Raw genomic sequence first — 14,616 nt, forward strand, 5'->3', positions numbered from 1 at the left:
CAGCCTCATGCGGAAGATACTCGTCGTCGGAGCCGGACAGTCCGGCCTCCAGCTCGCCCTCGGCCTCCAGTCGCACGGGTACGAGGTCACGTTGATGTCCAACCGGACCGCCGACGAGATCCGCGCCGGGCGGGTCATGTCGACGCAGTGCATGTTCCACACCGCGCTCCAGCACGAGCGCGACCTCCAGCTGAACTTCTGGGAGTCCCAGGCCCCCCGTATCGAGGGCCTCGGTGTCTCCGTCGCCGCCCCCGGCTCGCACGACCCCGGCCCCACCCAGCGGATCATCGACTGGGTCGGCAGACTCGACGGCCACGCCCAGTCCGTCGACCAGCGGGTCAAGATGGCCGGCTGGATGGAGACCTTCGCCCAGCGCGGCGGCCAGCTCGTCATCCACGGCGCGGCCGTCGGCGACCTGGACTACTTCTCCCGTACGTACGACCTGGTGCTGGTCTCCGCCGGGAAGGGCGAGCTGGTCCAGATGTTCGGCCGGGACGCCGACCGCTCCCCGTACCGCGAGCCGCAGCGCGCGCTGGCCGTCGCCTATGTCCATGGGCTGGGGCCGCGCCCCGAGCACCCCGACTTCGACGCGGTCCGCTGCAATCTGGTGCCCGGCGTCGGTGAGCTGTTCGTGATGCCGACGTTCACCACCAGCGGGCGGGCCGACATCCTGTTCTGGGAGGGCATACCCGGCGGCCCCCTCGACGCCTTCCAGGGCATCAAGGACCCGGCCGAGCATCTCTCCCTCACCCTGGAGCTGATGGAGAAGTTCACGCCCTGGGAGTACGCGCGCGCCACCAAGGTCGAGCTCACGGACGCGGGCGGGACGCTCGCCGGGCGGTACGCGCCGACGGTCCGCAATCCGGTGGGGACGCTGCCGGGCGGGGGGCTGGTGCTGGGGGTCGCCGACGTGGTCGTCGCGAACGATCCGATCACCGGGCAGGGGTCCAACTCCGCGGCGAAGTGCGCGGCGTCGTATCTCGCGTCGATTCTGGAGCGGGGGGAGGGGGAGTTCGACGAGGCGTGGATGCGGGGGGCGTTCGAGCGGTACTGGGGGACTGCTCAGCATGTCACCAAGTGGACGAATGCGATGTTGGCTCCGCCGCCTGAGCATGTTCTTGGGTTGATCGGGGCGGCGGGGGAGATATCGGCGGTTGCTGATCGGTTCGCCAATGGGTTTGACGACCCTGCGGATTTTGAGAACTTCTTCTATGAGCCGGAGAAGACTCAGGCGTATCTGGCCTCCCTGGCTGGCTGATCGCTACCGCCTGAGCTGCGGTCGAGCCGTCATCACCTGTCGTCATCTGTCGACGTTGGTCACCCTCGGACGGCCCACAGACGGCCCGGCCACGGCGCCCGATCGGCTGCTAACGCTAGCGGGGCGTGCCGCTAGCGTTAGCGACCCCGCTAGCGGCTGGAATGGCTGGTGACCAGCGCGTTAGCGGATAGCGGCCCTGTCTGGCGGGTTCCTGGAATCAGCCCCGAGCGGGTGTTCCAGCGGTGCCACGCCTCGCTAGCGGGGCGGACCGGCCGTTCCGGGCCGCGCGCCGTCGTTGGGGGGAAGAGCGAGAAGGACCGCCCTTCGGGCGGACGACTGTCGGGCGCCTTCCCTCGCTGGAGCTCCCGGCCGGTCTGCGGCTGAAGCCTCCCGGTGGCGCTCCCGGGGCTTGTCTGCCCAGTGCGGGTAGAGGGGGGCGCCTTTACCGGGGCTCCCCTGGGCGGGCCCCGGGGACGCCTGTGTGCGGCTCCCTCCGGGCGCCCCGGGGTAAAGCGGGGTCCTTACCTGGGTAGAGGGGGTGGTAGCGCCCCCTGGCCTGCAAGGTAAGGGGGGTAGAGGGGGTCCGGGCAGGCGGGCGAACCGTGGCCACAGGGCACGGACAAGAGGAGCACCCCGGCGCCGCGTGCTCTTCTTGTCCGTGCAGGGCGCCCCGGGATGCCTTCCAAGGGGGCAGGGAGAGCACCACCCGGACGCCTCCCCTTGGAAGGCGGCTGGCAGCAGTACAGGCGGCAGGGGGCCGTGTGCCGCGCCCACCATCGGCCTCCCCGCGCCTGGGCTGCCACTACGGCGTTTCAGGGGGGGGCAGACGGCCGTGCATCGCCCACGCCCCCCCTGAAACGCCGTGGTCCCCCAGTGAGACAGGCCGATGCCAACGGCGGGACGCCCCCCCCGGTAAAGCCAGCCTGAGGGAAGGTCGGCATTTCGGTCAGGAACCGGGCGATCCCCCTCCCTACCAGAGAGCCCTTCTTTTCTCTCTTACAGAGAAAAGAAGAAAACAGCGTCCGCAGCGTCCGCCGGGCATCGCGCACCCCGTCTGACCTGCGCCGATACTGCGGACGCTAAACAGTTTGTTTAGCGTCCGCTAGCGTCCGCAGCGTCCAGACACACTCTGTAACCAGTCATCTGTTTCCGCAGGTCAGGACTGCTCTTAGTAGGGGGAGACGTGCGGACGCTGCGGACGCTGGCCGCTCCCGAACAGAGAAGAGGCCACCCCCACGCGGGGCGGGGGTGGCCTCTTCATCCGGTGCCACGACCGGCCGAAAGCGCGCGACCGGCGGGAGCTCCCACCGCTACGTCGTGCGAGCGCAGCGAGCCGCCAAGGGCTGCGCGGCCTTGGCCGCCCCTTCTATCCCTGTTTCAAAGCTCTGAGCACCGAATCGGGGTCGCCGTCGTAGACGAGATGCGGCTCGTCTACCCCTGGGGGAACGAATCGGTTTCGATAGCGGACCAGATCACTTTCAGCGAAATAGATGGAGTTCGGGTCGGCCTCATGCTGTGCGTTTCTCTTGCTTACGCGGGTCCAAAGTTCATCATGGTCGACCTCTAGATATACAAGCAGCGCATTTGCTCCCGAATCGATCGCGATTGAGCGCCACTTGGTACGGTCGGCTGGTGTCCAGAAACCGTGATCGACCACCACACTGCAACCCTCCTCTAGATTTCCTCGCAATTCTTTTGAGGTCTCTTCGAGTACGGGGATTTCGAGCTTCGGGAAGATCCCGCGAGGAAAGTCAATACCGTACACGCCATGCCGACGGAACATCTCTTCGTCAGGGCACAGTCTGACGAATCCGCGCGCCGCAAGCGCACGAGAGAGTGTCGTCTTGCCTGACCCTGGAAGCCCTGCCAGAAGTACACAGGAAGGTGCGGATTCGCTGCGAGGAGAAGTCACTGGGAGACTTCCGATTCGGTGCGCCATGTGCGACCAGGGCCACCAAGGTCAACGCCGTATTCCACGACATTGCTGTCACTGTCCACAAATTTCGCTGTCATCACGACTACCGGCTCAGTCGGGCATTCCTCAGGGTTCAATTCCAACAGTTCGGCATCTTTAGGAGTCAACAGGCGTGCTGAAGCCGTATCAACGCGATGAATAATGGGTCGACCTGTAGCACGAGTGATTAGCTGTAGAGAAGTACCGCCGGTCAAACGCTCACTATGCACCAACTCGGGAATCAATTTGCCGTATTGAGCCGGAATCCATGACGTGGAATGGGCAACGATCCCATGCCGGTCGCGATAGACACGCCTCCGCCTGATTACGTCCGATCCCGGCGGGATATCCAGCACGCGAGCCACATCACTAGGCGCCGGCACCATGCTGGCCTGGTGGGAGTCGGAACGCTCACCCGCCCCCCAACTCGACCCGCTGCGTCGACCGCGATCCTGCCGCTGAGACCCTGACGACATGGGGGACGGACGGTCCAGTACCTCTGTCCCGATCCCGTGAATCCCCCTGACAAGACCCTCGCTACGGAGCTTGCGCAACGCCTTCTCCGCGGTTGCAGTACTGACCTTCCACTCCTGCGCGAGGCTCTTGATGCTCGGCAACAGTGCGCCCGGTTCCAGCGCGCCGGACGTGATCATTTCCTCGTAGTGGGCGGCGATCTGCGCGTACGGCGCGCGGTTGTCGGCCTGTTCCGACATTTCGTCAGCTCCCTCGTCTCAGTTGATGCGTTCCCTAGCGTACCGCTTGACACCCTAGGGTGCCCTAGGGAACCTTAGGGATGTGCCCGCCGGTCAGTTCGGCCGAACGGAAGCCACTGCTGTGGGCGTGCACTGATCCGTAAAGAGCCTGGTCAACGCCAGGAAAGCAAGGAGCGGCCACCTACCGCCAAGCAGTCAGCCGCTCCCTGACCCTCGAAGGGGTACATCCATCATGCCTGGAATTCTCGTTGCGCCCTCCCCGTCCGTGTCGGCCGTTGGCCTGCGTGAGGGGGTGGAGATCTTCGGTGGTCCGGAGCCGGGTGAGCCGGTGCGGGCCGAGGTGCAGGTGCGTATGTGCCTGTCGTTCGCGGAGATCCTTGGTCTGCTGCTCTATACGCCGGGTCTGAGCCTGTTGTTCGAGGAGCTGGAGGACGACGAGGCGATTGCCGATTCCCTTCAGTTCGCGGTGATCGACACGAACGTGCGCACGCTGGAGATCAACGGTGAGCGCGCCATGGTCGAGTACCGCAACGCGCGGGCCGGACGGTGCAGGTCGGCGCTGTTCGTGCAGATGCTCGCCGGTGCGGTCACCCGTGTGTTCGGGGTGACCGCAGCATGACGAACACGACTGACGCGCTGTACGCGCAGGTCGCTCCGGGTGCGGCGCCGGTCTTCTCCCTCGCGGAGATGGACCGGCGCCCCGCCGGGGAGGACTTCCCCACCATCCCGATCATGGGGTTGGAGCTGACGGTCACGGAAGCTGCCGCAGCGCTGTTCGAGACGGCTGTGGACGAACTGGCCGTGCCGGTTCCCGACACCGACACCCTGTATGACGCGCTGAACGGCGCCGTGCGCACGCTGGGCCCGGCCGGGATCGCGGGCATCACGCCCCTGTTCGGGGATCTGCCCGCCGGGGAGTTCCCGGAGGTGGCCGACTGCCGCAGGTTCGCCTACCGGCTCGCCCTGTCGTTCTGGTACGAGGGGGCCCGCTCCCGCCCGATGACGGCCGGGGAAGTAGGCGTGGCCCTCTACCTGTCCGGTCTGGACCGCTGCCGCATGGCCGAGTTCCGGGAGCTCCCGCGCCGCAAGCTGCTGGTGGCCCGCGCCGTCCACGAGGGTGTGACGGCCGTGCCGACCGAGACCTTGATCCGTCTCGGGGCGTTCATGGCCCAGGAGTTCGGCCGGACCGCCGACCAGGACCGGGAACGGGAGTGGCTGTACAAGCAGGCGCTGCCCGACTACCACCGCCGCCGGTTCGCGTTCGACCTGGTGCGCTGGGACCGCAGCCAGCCCGCCCCGCTGATCGTGCGTCCGGACAGCGGCGGCTACCTGGTCGGTCTGACCCCGCCCCCGGCGCCGGACGGCCTGTGGCTGCGGTCCGCCCGGACGGAGTGGTAGCCGTGAGCCTCCGCCCGATCAACTCAGCCAAGCGGCGCCTGCGCAGGGAACAGCTCGCCCGCCGCCACGGGCAGCGCTGCACGTACTGCCGCCACCCGTTCACCGACCTTAGCGAGGCCACCCTGGACCACATCGCCCCTCAGTCGCTGTGGCGGTCCTGGTCGGTCACCTCCCTGACGCTGGCGTGCGTCGACTGCAACCAGGCCAAGGCCGACCGGTTCCCCCTCTCCCTCGCGCTGCTCCTGCTGCGGTGGGCCGACCCGACTCAGCCGACCGTCGACCCGTCCGTCTGGCCCCTGCTGGCCCGACTCGCTCACTCCCACCAGCCGACCTTCCAGAGGGTCTGGATGCCCGACCCGATCGGCGCACGGTCGACCCCTGACCTGCGTGACGTGTCGCGTCACACCCGGCGTCACGGCCCGGTGCGGTCGACCCGACCGGTCTGCCGCACGGCCATGCGCCGCACGTCGATCCGACCCGACTGCCTACGTGCCCCCCGACCCGTCCGCAGGTGCACGGGACCGACCGGAGAGGCGGTGTTCGCGTGAACGCCATGAACGGACACCTGAACGGGTCGACCCGACCCGTCGACCTTCCGACCGCCCCACTGAACAGGTCGACCCGCCCCGTGGACACGGCGCACCCGACGCTGAACGGGTCGCCCGACTCGGTGGACACCGGTGAGCGTGCGGGGAGTCGGGCGGTCGACCCGCCCCGTACGTCGCCGTCCGCCGGTCGTAGGTCGGCGGGTGGCGGGGACGGGGGGAAGCCGCCGCCCGTGGCCGCGCGGCTGGTGGCCATGGCGCGGGAGCGGTACCGGTTCGTCATGTCGCCGGACGGGCGGCCCTACGCGGTCGCCCTGGACGGCCCGAACATCGCGCTGCCGCTGCGGAACAAGGGCGGGCTGCGCCAGCGTCTCGCCCGGCTGTTCGCCGACGCCTATCCCGGGGAGGTGGCCTCCCAGTCCGCGCTGGCGGACACCATGACCGTGCTGGAAGGGATCGCGGACGACGGCGACCCGGTACCCGTGCACCTGCGTGTCGGGCGCGCTCCGGACGGTGCGGTGGCGGTCGACCTGGGCAGTGCGGACGGGCGTGCGGTGGTGGTGTCGGCAACGGGCTGGTCGGTGGTGGAGCGGGCCCCGGTGCTGTTCCGCCGGTCCGGGGCGATGGCGCCGATGCCCACGCCGGTCCTGGACGGTGACGGGCTGGCCAAGCTCCACGCGCTGGTGAACATGGACACGGCGTCCTTCCGTCAGTTGGTGGCGTGGCTGGTGGCCGCGTGGATTCCGGACATCCCGCACCCGGCCCTGGTGTGCAAGGGAGAGCAGGGCACCGGGAAGTCCAAGGCCGCGCAGATGTTCATCAACCTGGTCGACCCGTCCCCGGCCGCGAAACGGAGCCAGCCCAGGGACGAGAAAGCATGGTCACGGCAGGCGTTCAGCTCATGGGCCCTGTGCCTCGACAACATCAGCACCATCCCGCCATGGCTGTCCGACACCCTGTGCAAGGCGGTGACCGGTGACGGCGTGGTCGACCGCGCCCTGTACAGCGATGACGACGTGGTCGTGCTCACCTTCCGGCGGGTGCTGGCCATGACCACCATCGACGCGGGAGCTCTCGCCGGTGACCTCGCGGAACGCGTCCTCATGCTCGATCTCCAGCTCATCGACGCAGGGCGGCGCCGCTCGGAGGAGGAACTAGACGCCACGTTCGACGTGGTGCGCCCGGCGGTGCTCGGGGCGCTGTTCGATGTGCTGGCGTGCGTGCTGGCGGTCCTTCCGTCCGTACGGCTGGAGTCCATGCCCCGCATGGCCGACTTCGCCCGGGTGCTGGCCGCGGTCGACCAGACACAGGGCTGGAACACCCTGGGCGACTACCTCAGCACGTCGGCGAACGTCGCCACGGACGCGATGGAGGGCGACCCGTTCGCGCTGGCCATCGCCCGGCTGGTCGACCAGGCCGGTACCTGGCAGGGCACCGCCGGGCAGCTCCTCGAAGCCCTGCCCGCACCGCCCGTGCGCCCGCCGAACTGGCCCAAGGACGCCACCCGCGCGGGCGGACGGGTCAAACGGCTCGCACCGCTCCTGCGGTCCATCGGGATCAGCGTGGACGACACGCAGCGTAGCCGCGACCGGACCCGGCACAAGCTCCTCACCCTGGCCCGCACCGACCCCGACCAGGACACAGCGTCCGCACCCGAACAGGCATCCCTCTGGCCCGGCCAGAACCCGAACACGCCCGACGAACCCCCGCCCGACCTGTACTGACGTCACCGGAACCCGTTCCGGGCCGGGCCGCACACCAGCGGCCCGGACACGTCGACCCTGCGGACGCTACACCCGTCCCGCGCTCCCAGCGTCCGCACCAGCGTCCGCACCCCTCACCTCCACTGACCTGCACGAACTGAAGCGGGCGGACGCTGGGACGCTGCGGACGCTGGAATACACCAACTCTCTAGGACCCCGCCCGGCACCACTCCCGCCCGCCCCCGGCCCGGACACGAGGAGTCACCAACGATGGCCACCGACCAGCCCACCGACCCCCGCGCGATCCTGCGCGCCGGTCTCCCGGACCGCTACCTCACCCCCGAAGACCTGGTGACCATGTTCAGCCTCCCCAGCGTCGAGACCCTCTACCAGTGGCGCCGCAAGCGCATCGGACCCCCCGGCTTCCGCGTAGGCCGCTACCTCCGCTACAACCCCACCGCCGTCCACGCGTGGGAGGCCGAGCAGACCGCGCACAACGCGGCGGACGCCGCCTGACGCGCTGGAACGGCCCCCGGGACAGGGAGGAACGCCCCGCGGGGTCAGGGAGGCAGGGAGGACTCCCTGACAGCCTCCCTGACCCGCCTCCCTCCACCTGACCAGCACAAACACCCCCACAGGGAGACAGGGAGGCACACCCCCACAGCCCCCGAAACCCCCTCAGGAAGCCACCCGGCACCCCCTGTCTCCGCCTCCCTGCCCGACCGCCACGGCTCGCGTGCGCAAGCGACCACCACCGCTCGCGCAAGCAACCCCGCCAGCGACCCAACCCGCCCACCATCAGCGGCGAAGCGACCAGCAACCCGCCCCGCCGGCGCCCCAGAAACCGGCCCGCAGCAGGGGGAGGCACCGCCCGCCGGAGTGGGGAGGTGGGGAGAACTCCCCACCGGCCTCCCCGCAGCGACTCCCCTGCACTGACCAGCGCAAAGACCCGTTTGGGGAGGCAGGGGAGGCAGGGGAGGCGCCACCGCACGCCCCCGAAAACCGGCCCCTGAGCGCCACATCGGCCCCCTGGCCCGCCTCCCTCCCCAACACCCGCCGGGCCCGCTACCGGTAGCACCCGCACCCGCTACCGGTAGCAACCCCGCTAGCAACCCAAACCCCCGCCGATCAGGCCCGTAGCGAGTAGCGGGCCCGGCCCAGCACACCCCGAAACAGGCCGGACAGCGGCCAACAGGCCCCGCACCGCCCTGCTACCCAGAAGGGACACAGCCCCCATGGCTGGCCACATCCAAGACCGCTGGTACAAGACCGAGAACGACACCACCGGCAAGCCCGTCAGGGTCCGCTCCAGCCGGTACGGCACCGGAATGCGCTACCGGGCCCGCTACGTCGGCCCGGACGGCACCGAGAAGTCCAAGAGCTTCCCCGACCGACAGAAGCGACTCGCCGAGAAGTGGCTCAGCGCCATCGAGACGGACATGTCGAGTGGTCAGTACATCGACCCTCGCGCGGCCAAGCTCACCTTTCAGCAGTACACCGAGAAGTGGTTGACCACCCTCGGGGCGGACCCGAACACGATCGAGTCCATGAAGTCTCAACTCCGCTTGCACGCCTTCCCGCACATCGGCTCTCGCCCTCTTGGGTCGTTCAAGCCGGAGCACATCCGGGAATGGGTGGCACAGCTTGAAGCCACTGTTCCCGGCTCGTACGGCCGGATCATCTACGCGAACGTACGGGGCGCTCTCAGCGCTGCTGTCGATGACGGCTACCTGAGCCGCAACCCGGTCTCTGCGCGGTCGGTGAAGCCGCCCACGCTCACTCCCAAGCGTGTGGTGCCGTGGTCGGCTGAGCGGGTGTTCGCGGTGCAGGGAGCAATGCCGGAGCGATATCGACCGATGGTCGACCTGGGCGCCGGTTGCGGTATGCGGCAAGGGGAGATTCTAGGGATCGCCCTGGACGCCCTCGACTTCGAGACCGACACGATCCAGGTCGTTCAACAACTCAAGCTCAGCCGGAGTAAGCCCGTGTTCGCCCTGCCCAAGGGGCGCAAGACCCGGAGCGTTCCCCTCCCTGGCCCTGTGGCCGACGCGCTCAGGGCCCACATGAAGCGCTTCCCTCCAGTTGAGATCACGCTGCCCTGGGGGACACCTGACGGACCGAAGGTGACCAAGCGGCTCATCTTCATGGCGCCGGGCGGCAACCACGTGTGGCGCACGTCCTTGAACGAGGAAGCGTGGAAGCCCGCCCTCGTCGTGGCCGGGGTGATCCCTGAGCCGAAGACAAAGGAGGATGGCCACGCGGCGGCGCGCGAGCACGGCATGCACGCCTTGAGGCACTTCTACGCGTCCGCGCTGCTGGACAGCGGAGAGAACATCAAGGCCGTCAGTGAGTACCTTGGGCACAGCAACGCGGCGCTGACGCTCCGGATCTATGCCCACCTGATGCCGAGCAGTCAGGAGCGCACCCGGGCAGCGATCACGTCCGTCTATGACACGGCTCGCCGCACTGTCTGACGGCCCGGACACGGCCCACGGCCCGCTACGGCACGGCCAGTTGGAACGAACACGCTGGTGAGAGCCCTAGCGGGCCGTTCGCTTGCTTCTCTGAGCCGGAGAAGACGCAGGCGTACCTCGCTTCTCTTGCCGGGTAATCGCCGTGGGGGTGGGGGTGCGTGGGCTGGTGCGGGTCCGTGGTCGCTTTTCGCGCAGTTCCTCCCCCAGAGGGGGTACCCCCAGCGCCCCTAGAAGATCCCGTTGAACCCTTCGTTTGAGCCTTGCTCGGCGTTCTCCGGGAGGGTTAGTGGGGTGTACGTCGGCATCGGGGTGGAACCCGGGTCCGGGCGGACTGCTCCCAGGATGGGGTTCGCTGCGATGGGGGAGATTTTGATTTTTGTGTCGGGGCGGGGGGCCTGGATCACCTTGCCGTTGCCCAGGTAGAGGGCCACGTGGGTTGCCTCGGGGAAGTAGATCACCAGGTCGCCGGGGCGTAGGCGGTCCAGGGGTACGTGGTCCAGTCGCGCCCACTGCTCCTGGCTGGTGCGGGGGATCGGGGTTCCGGCGTCCGCCCATGCCTGGGACGTCAGGCCCGAGCAGTCGTAGGTGTCGGGGCCCTCGGCGCCCCACTCGTACGGCTTGCCGAGCTGTTCCACGGCGTAGCGCAGGGCGCGTTCGCCCTGGGCGGTGGGGTTCTTCGCGGTGCTGCTCAGGGCGCCCGACGCCATGAACGTCTTCTGGGACTTCTCGGTCTCCCGCTCCTCACGGGCCGACAGTTCGGTGAGCTGCTCGGCGGTGAGGGAGGCGAGGAGGCGTTCCACCTCGTCCAGGCGGCCGGTGACCTTGTCGCGCTGCTCGCGCTGCTTACGGGCGAGGGCGAGCTGTGTGTCGAGCGCCTTGCGGGCCTCGCGGGCCAGCGATCCCGCCTTGCGTTCGCCGCCGGTGAGCCGGTCCACGGTGGCGGCGCGTTCGCGGGCCACCTGGCCGATCACATGGCCCTGGTCCAGCGCCCGGCGTGCATCGCTGGCCAGCAGCAGCCGCAGGTACGGGGAGAGGTCCGACGTCGACTGGTACTGCTGGCGGGCCAGCCGACCGGCCGCCGCCCGGCTGTCGTGCAGCGAGGTGCGGGCGCGGGCCAGTTCGGTGTCCAGACGGCGCACCTCGGCGCGCTGCCTCTTCAGCTGCTCCTCGGTGGCGTTGTACGTCTCGCTCGCCTGCTCCGCCTCCCGGTACAGCCGCTGAAGGTCCGTCAGCAGCGCGATGACCGTCCGGTCGTCCCCGTCGGCGGGGGCGGCGGGTTCCGGCGGGACCGTGAAGGCCAGCGAGGAGAGTGCGCAGACCGCCGTACAGGCCAGTCGCAGAAGCCTTCCTGACATGTCATCACCTCCGCCGCGGGGAGGTGTCTCCGCCCCGCACCGCGAGGATGGGGCCGGGCGGCGCGGGGCGCGCGCCGGGCGTCGGCGGGATGGCGTAAGGGGGTCACCCGGGAGTGCCGGGTTTCGTCCATGGCCAGCGCACCCGGCCTGTCGGCTTGCCTTCCGGGGCGTACACGTACTTCCAGCGGTCGCGCATACCGACCTTGCCGCCGGGGGAGCGCGGCACCCGCAGATAGCACAGGACGGTCGGCTCGCCGCCCGCCGGGTCGGGCACCGGGACGCGGTACGTCTTCGGGGGGTGGCCGGTCATCCCGAGCAGCACCGGCAGCACCCGGCCGTCCAGCGGGCCGCCCTCGAAGGGGGTGTCTTCGCTTCTCACCGGGTCAGTCTCGGTCATCCGGGGCGGCGGCGAGGGCGTCGGCCAGCCCCGCCGTCTGCGGGTCGCGTCCGGCGGTCACCGTGAGCATCGCCACGAACTGCTCCACCAGCCAGTCGCGCAGCTCGGTCACCGGCGGCTGCTTCTCCTCGTCCAGCCAGATCAGGGAGGCCGCCTCCACCGCCGTGATCCACATCCGGACCGTCATCCGCAGCCGCGGGCCGGGGTCGGCGACCCCGAGATGGCGCAGGATGTGCCCGGCGGCGGCCCGGCGCACCCCGTCCACGATGGCCGTCGTACGGGAGGTCTCCACCACGCTGCCGCCCTGGAGCAGGGCGCTGAAGCCGGTGTCGTGGCCGTCCACGAAGGCGAGGTAGCGGTCCAGGGCTCGGGTCAGCCGCGCCAGCAGCGGGCCCTCGCGGGGCTCGTCGAAGCAGAGTTTCAGCTCCTCGGCGGCGGAGCGCAGGGCGGCCTCGTACAGCTGCTGCTTGCCGCCGGGGAAGTAGCGGTAGACCAGGGGGCGGGAGACCCCGGCCGCCTCGGCGACCTCGTCCAGGGAGACGTCCTCGGGGGCGCGGACGGCGAACAGGTCGAGGGCGGCCGTCAGCAGCTGGGCGCGGCGCTCCTCGACGCTGAGGCGTCGGTAGGCGGGGGCGGCGGGAGACATGGGATCGAGGGTAATCCGCCATGGTCGACGGGACGGCGGGGGTCTGACGCGGTCCGTACGACGTCGGCGGCCTGACCCCGTCGGTCCGTCGCCGCCGATGATCAGGGCTCGCCGATCCCCCCGCGTGCCCCTCCCGTCACGTCGAGCCGTTGCGGGCTCGGACCAGGCCCGACTCGTAGGCCGCTATCACCGCCTGTGCCCGGTCGCGTACGCCCAGTTTGGCGAAGACGCTGGTGACGTGGTTCTTCACGGTCTGGACGCCGATGCCGAGGGCGTTCGCGATCTCCGTGTTGTCCAGGCCGGAGGCGATCAGGCGGAGGATCTCCGTCTCGCGGTCGGTGAGGCCGCCGAGGTCGGTGGTGGGCTGGGGGGCGCTGACGAACGTGGCGATGAGGCGGGTCAGCAGCCGGGGGGCGACCACGGCCTCGCCGGAGCGGACCGTGCGCAGGGCCGTGGCGAGTTCCTCGGGGGAGACGTCCTTGGGCAGGAAGCCGGACGCGCCCGCGCGCAGGGCGCGGATCACGTACTCGTCCATGTCGAAGGTGCTGAGCGCTAGGACGCGGATGCCGGGCAGCTCGGCGACCAGGCGTTCGGTGGCGCTGACGCCGTCCAGGACCGGCATCCGGATGTCCATCAGGACGACGTCCGGGCGCAGCCGGTGCGCGGCCTGAACCGCCTGCTCGCCGTCGCCCGCCTCGCCGACCACCTCGATGTCGGGGGCGGCCCGCAGGATCAGGGAGAGTCCGGTGCGGACGAGGGGCTGGTCGTCGGCGATGAGGACGGTCAGGGGGGCCGGTGGGGTCAGCGGGGTCGTCACGCGGTGGGGTTCCTCGGGCTGGTCGGTGTCACAGGGGCGGCAGCGGCAGGGTCGCCGTCACCCGGAACCCGCCCTCGTCGCGCGGGCCCGCGTCCAGGCGGCCCCCGTGGACCGCGACGCGTTCCCTCATGCCCAGCAGACCATACCCGCCGCCCATCGGCGAGGACGGGCGGTGGGGGTGGGGCTGCGGGCGGCCGTCGTCGGTCACGGAGACGGTGATCCGGCCGGGGCCGTAGTCGAGCAGGACATCGGCGTGGGTGCCGTGCGCGTGCTTGCGGGAGTTGGTCAGCGCCTCCTGCACGATCCGGTAGACGGTCAGCCCGACGGTCGCCGGGACCGGCGCGGGGGGCGGGCCGCCGGTGATCCGGAGCTTGGTGGGCAGCCCGGCCGTCGTCACGCCCTCCACCAGCCGTTCGATGTCCGCGATGCCCGGCTGGGGCTCGCTGGGCGCCTCGGGGGCGTCGTCGCCGCGCAGTACGCCCAGCAGGGAGCGCATCTCACCGAGCGCCTCCCGCGCCGACGCCTCCAGGGTCACCAGGGCCTCACGGGCGGCGTCACGGTCGTGGTCCAGCACGGTCCTGGCGCCGCCAGACATCAGATACATCGTGGTGATGTGGTGGGCCACCACATCGTGCAGCTCACGGGCGATCCGGCGGCGCTCGTCGGCGACCGCGCGCTCGGCGAGCAGATGCCGGGTCAGCTCGGTCTGGCGCCGCCACTTGCGGACCCACAGGGCCACGGGCACGACCAGACCGAGGCCGAGCGCGTCGCCCACGATCGCCTCCAGCGGGGCGTTCCCGGCCACCGAGCGCACCACACTGGAGGCGATGGTCAGCCCGAGGCACCACGCCAGCGTCCGCCGGTCCGAGGTACGGGCCACCGCGTACAGGGCGATCAGCACGGCGACGCTCACCCCGTGGGTCAGCGGCACCACCAGTCCGGCGGCGGACTGGACGACGACCAGCGCCACCAGTGTCCCCACCGGATGCTCACGCCGGGCGAGGAGCAGTTGCGGGGCGAGCGCGACGACGACGGTCCCGGCCCAGGTCACCTCGCCCCGGTCGTACCCGGAGGCGAGGTAGTCGAGCATATCCAGGGCGGTGGCGACCAGGATCAGGACGTCGTTGCGCAGCCAGGACAGGGCGGGGGAGACCAGGCCGCGCTGTCCGGCGTGGACCGTGTACCAGCGGACGGCGCGGCGCAGCCGCCCTCCGTCCGGGTGGTCCGGTCCGGCCGGATCGGTGGCGGTGTCCGTAGCGCGCTGCATCCCCTGGTGTCCTCCGTACGGTCGTCGGGCGAGCCTCTCCATGGGACCACGCGCGCGGCGGCCCGCCCTCCTCACCTCGCAGGATCGCC

General features: G+C 70.0%; 14 protein-coding genes. 7 read left to right on the top strand and 7 right to left on the bottom strand.

Annotated elements, in window-relative coordinates:
* Positions 1-7: 7 nt before the first annotated feature.
* Positions 8-1,258, top strand: a complete 1,251-nt coding sequence (locus tag AB0D49_RS14570; RefSeq protein WP_362756353.1) for a styrene monooxygenase/indole monooxygenase family protein — start codon at positions 8-10, stop codon at positions 1,256-1,258.
* A gap of 1,366 nt (positions 1,259-2,624) precedes the next feature.
* Here AB0D49_RS14570 and AB0D49_RS14575 read toward each other — a convergent pair.
* Together AB0D49_RS14575 and AB0D49_RS14580 are read right to left on the bottom strand one after the other, a co-directional pair.
* A complete protein-coding gene (locus AB0D49_RS14575; protein WP_362756356.1) occupies positions 2,625-3,197 on the bottom strand; it encodes an ATP-binding protein in 573 nt (190 codons plus the stop codon).
* Complete coding sequence (locus AB0D49_RS14580; RefSeq protein WP_362756418.1) at positions 3,167-3,925, bottom strand: GntR family transcriptional regulator; 759 nt, start codon at positions 3,923-3,925, stop codon at positions 3,167-3,169. Before AB0D49_RS14580 ends, AB0D49_RS14575 begins: the two co-directional genes overlap by 31 nt.
* Positions 3,926-4,157: 232 nt before the next feature.
* Between AB0D49_RS14580 and AB0D49_RS14585 the strand changes: the two genes are divergently transcribed.
* From AB0D49_RS14585 to AB0D49_RS14610, 6 genes are all read left to right on the top strand, one after another.
* Positions 4,158-4,544, top strand: coding sequence for a hypothetical protein (locus AB0D49_RS14585; protein WP_362756421.1), 387 nt, complete (start codon positions 4,158-4,160; stop codon positions 4,542-4,544).
* Positions 4,541-5,323: a hypothetical protein gene (locus AB0D49_RS14590; protein WP_362756424.1), complete on the top strand. Its 783-nt coding sequence runs from the start codon at positions 4,541-4,543 to the stop codon at positions 5,321-5,323. The genes AB0D49_RS14585 and AB0D49_RS14590 overlap by 4 nt, the downstream gene beginning before the upstream one ends.
* A gap of 2 nt (positions 5,324-5,325) precedes the next feature.
* Positions 5,326-5,871, top strand: coding sequence for an HNH endonuclease (locus AB0D49_RS14595; RefSeq protein WP_362756427.1), 546 nt, complete (start codon positions 5,326-5,328; stop codon positions 5,869-5,871).
* 230 nt (positions 5,872-6,101) lie between these two features.
* The gene (locus tag AB0D49_RS14600; RefSeq protein WP_362756430.1) at positions 6,102-7,592 is read left to right on the top strand and encodes an ATP-binding protein; all 1,491 of its coding nucleotides are present in this window, start codon (positions 6,102-6,104) and stop codon (positions 7,590-7,592) included.
* Positions 7,593-7,841: 249 nt separating this feature from the next.
* Positions 7,842-8,087, top strand: coding sequence for a helix-turn-helix domain-containing protein (locus tag AB0D49_RS14605; protein WP_362756432.1), 246 nt, complete (start codon positions 7,842-7,844; stop codon positions 8,085-8,087).
* Positions 8,088-8,806: 719 nt separating this feature from the next.
* On the top strand, positions 8,807-10,045 hold the full coding sequence (locus AB0D49_RS14610) for a tyrosine-type recombinase/integrase (protein ID WP_362756436.1): 1,239 nt from the start codon (positions 8,807-8,809) through the stop codon (positions 10,043-10,045).
* A 227-nt stretch (positions 10,046-10,272) separates the two neighbouring features.
* Here AB0D49_RS14610 and AB0D49_RS14615 read toward each other — a convergent pair whose 3' ends face one another.
* The 5 genes from AB0D49_RS14615 to AB0D49_RS14635 form a co-directional block, all read right to left on the bottom strand.
* On the bottom strand, positions 10,273-11,400 hold the full coding sequence (locus AB0D49_RS14615; RefSeq protein ID WP_362756439.1) for an NlpC/P60 family protein: 1,128 nt from the start codon (positions 11,398-11,400) through the stop codon (positions 10,273-10,275).
* A gap of 103 nt (positions 11,401-11,503) precedes the next feature.
* Complete coding sequence (locus AB0D49_RS14620) at positions 11,504-11,797, bottom strand: hypothetical protein (protein WP_362756442.1); 294 nt, start codon at positions 11,795-11,797, stop codon at positions 11,504-11,506.
* Positions 11,784-12,443: a helix-turn-helix domain-containing protein gene (locus tag AB0D49_RS14625; protein WP_362756445.1), complete on the bottom strand. Its 660-nt coding sequence runs from the start codon at positions 12,441-12,443 to the stop codon at positions 11,784-11,786. The genes AB0D49_RS14620 and AB0D49_RS14625 overlap by 14 nt, the downstream gene beginning before the upstream one ends.
* Positions 12,444-12,579: 136 nt before the next feature.
* Positions 12,580-13,260 carry a response regulator transcription factor gene (locus AB0D49_RS14630; RefSeq protein ID WP_362756448.1) on the bottom strand — a complete coding sequence of 227 codons (681 nt, stop codon included), beginning with the start codon at positions 13,258-13,260 and terminating at the stop codon, positions 12,580-12,582.
* A gap of 28 nt (positions 13,261-13,288) precedes the next feature.
* Positions 13,289-14,527 carry a histidine kinase gene (locus AB0D49_RS14635; RefSeq protein WP_362756451.1) on the bottom strand — a complete coding sequence of 413 codons (1,239 nt, stop codon included), beginning with the start codon at positions 14,525-14,527 and terminating at the stop codon, positions 13,289-13,291.
* Positions 14,528-14,616: the final 89 nt, after the last annotated feature.

Source organism: Streptomyces sp. NPDC048290 (assembly GCF_040652095.1).
In the GTDB taxonomy this organism is placed as follows: domain Bacteria; phylum Actinomycetota; class Actinomycetes; order Streptomycetales; family Streptomycetaceae; genus Streptomyces.

Excerpts from the sequence above, each read along its gene's own strand:
- AB0D49_RS14570 (WP_362756353.1), top strand. The coding sequence starts at position 8 with ATGCGGAAGATACTCGTCGTCGGAGCCGGACAGTCCGGCCTCCAGCTC.
- AB0D49_RS14575 (WP_362756356.1), bottom strand. The coding sequence starts at position 3,197 with ATGGCGCACCGAATCGGAAGTCTCCCAGTGACTTCTCCTCGCAGCGAA.
- AB0D49_RS14580 (WP_362756418.1), bottom strand. The coding sequence starts at position 3,925 with ATGTCGGAACAGGCCGACAACCGCGCGCCGTACGCGCAGATCGCCGCC.
- AB0D49_RS14585 (WP_362756421.1), top strand. The coding sequence starts at position 4,158 with ATGCCTGGAATTCTCGTTGCGCCCTCCCCGTCCGTGTCGGCCGTTGGC.
- AB0D49_RS14590 (WP_362756424.1), top strand. The coding sequence starts at position 4,541 with ATGACGAACACGACTGACGCGCTGTACGCGCAGGTCGCTCCGGGTGCG.
- AB0D49_RS14605 (WP_362756432.1), top strand. The coding sequence starts at position 7,842 with ATGGCCACCGACCAGCCCACCGACCCCCGCGCGATCCTGCGCGCCGGT.
- AB0D49_RS14610 (WP_362756436.1), top strand. The coding sequence starts at position 8,807 with ATGGCTGGCCACATCCAAGACCGCTGGTACAAGACCGAGAACGACACC.
- AB0D49_RS14615 (WP_362756439.1), bottom strand. The coding sequence starts at position 11,400 with ATGTCAGGAAGGCTTCTGCGACTGGCCTGTACGGCGGTCTGCGCACTC.
- AB0D49_RS14620 (WP_362756442.1), bottom strand. The coding sequence starts at position 11,797 with ATGACCGAGACTGACCCGGTGAGAAGCGAAGACACCCCCTTCGAGGGC.
- AB0D49_RS14625 (WP_362756445.1), bottom strand. The coding sequence starts at position 12,443 with ATGTCTCCCGCCGCCCCCGCCTACCGACGCCTCAGCGTCGAGGAGCGC.
- AB0D49_RS14635 (WP_362756451.1), bottom strand. The coding sequence starts at position 14,527 with ATGCAGCGCGCTACGGACACCGCCACCGATCCGGCCGGACCGGACCAC.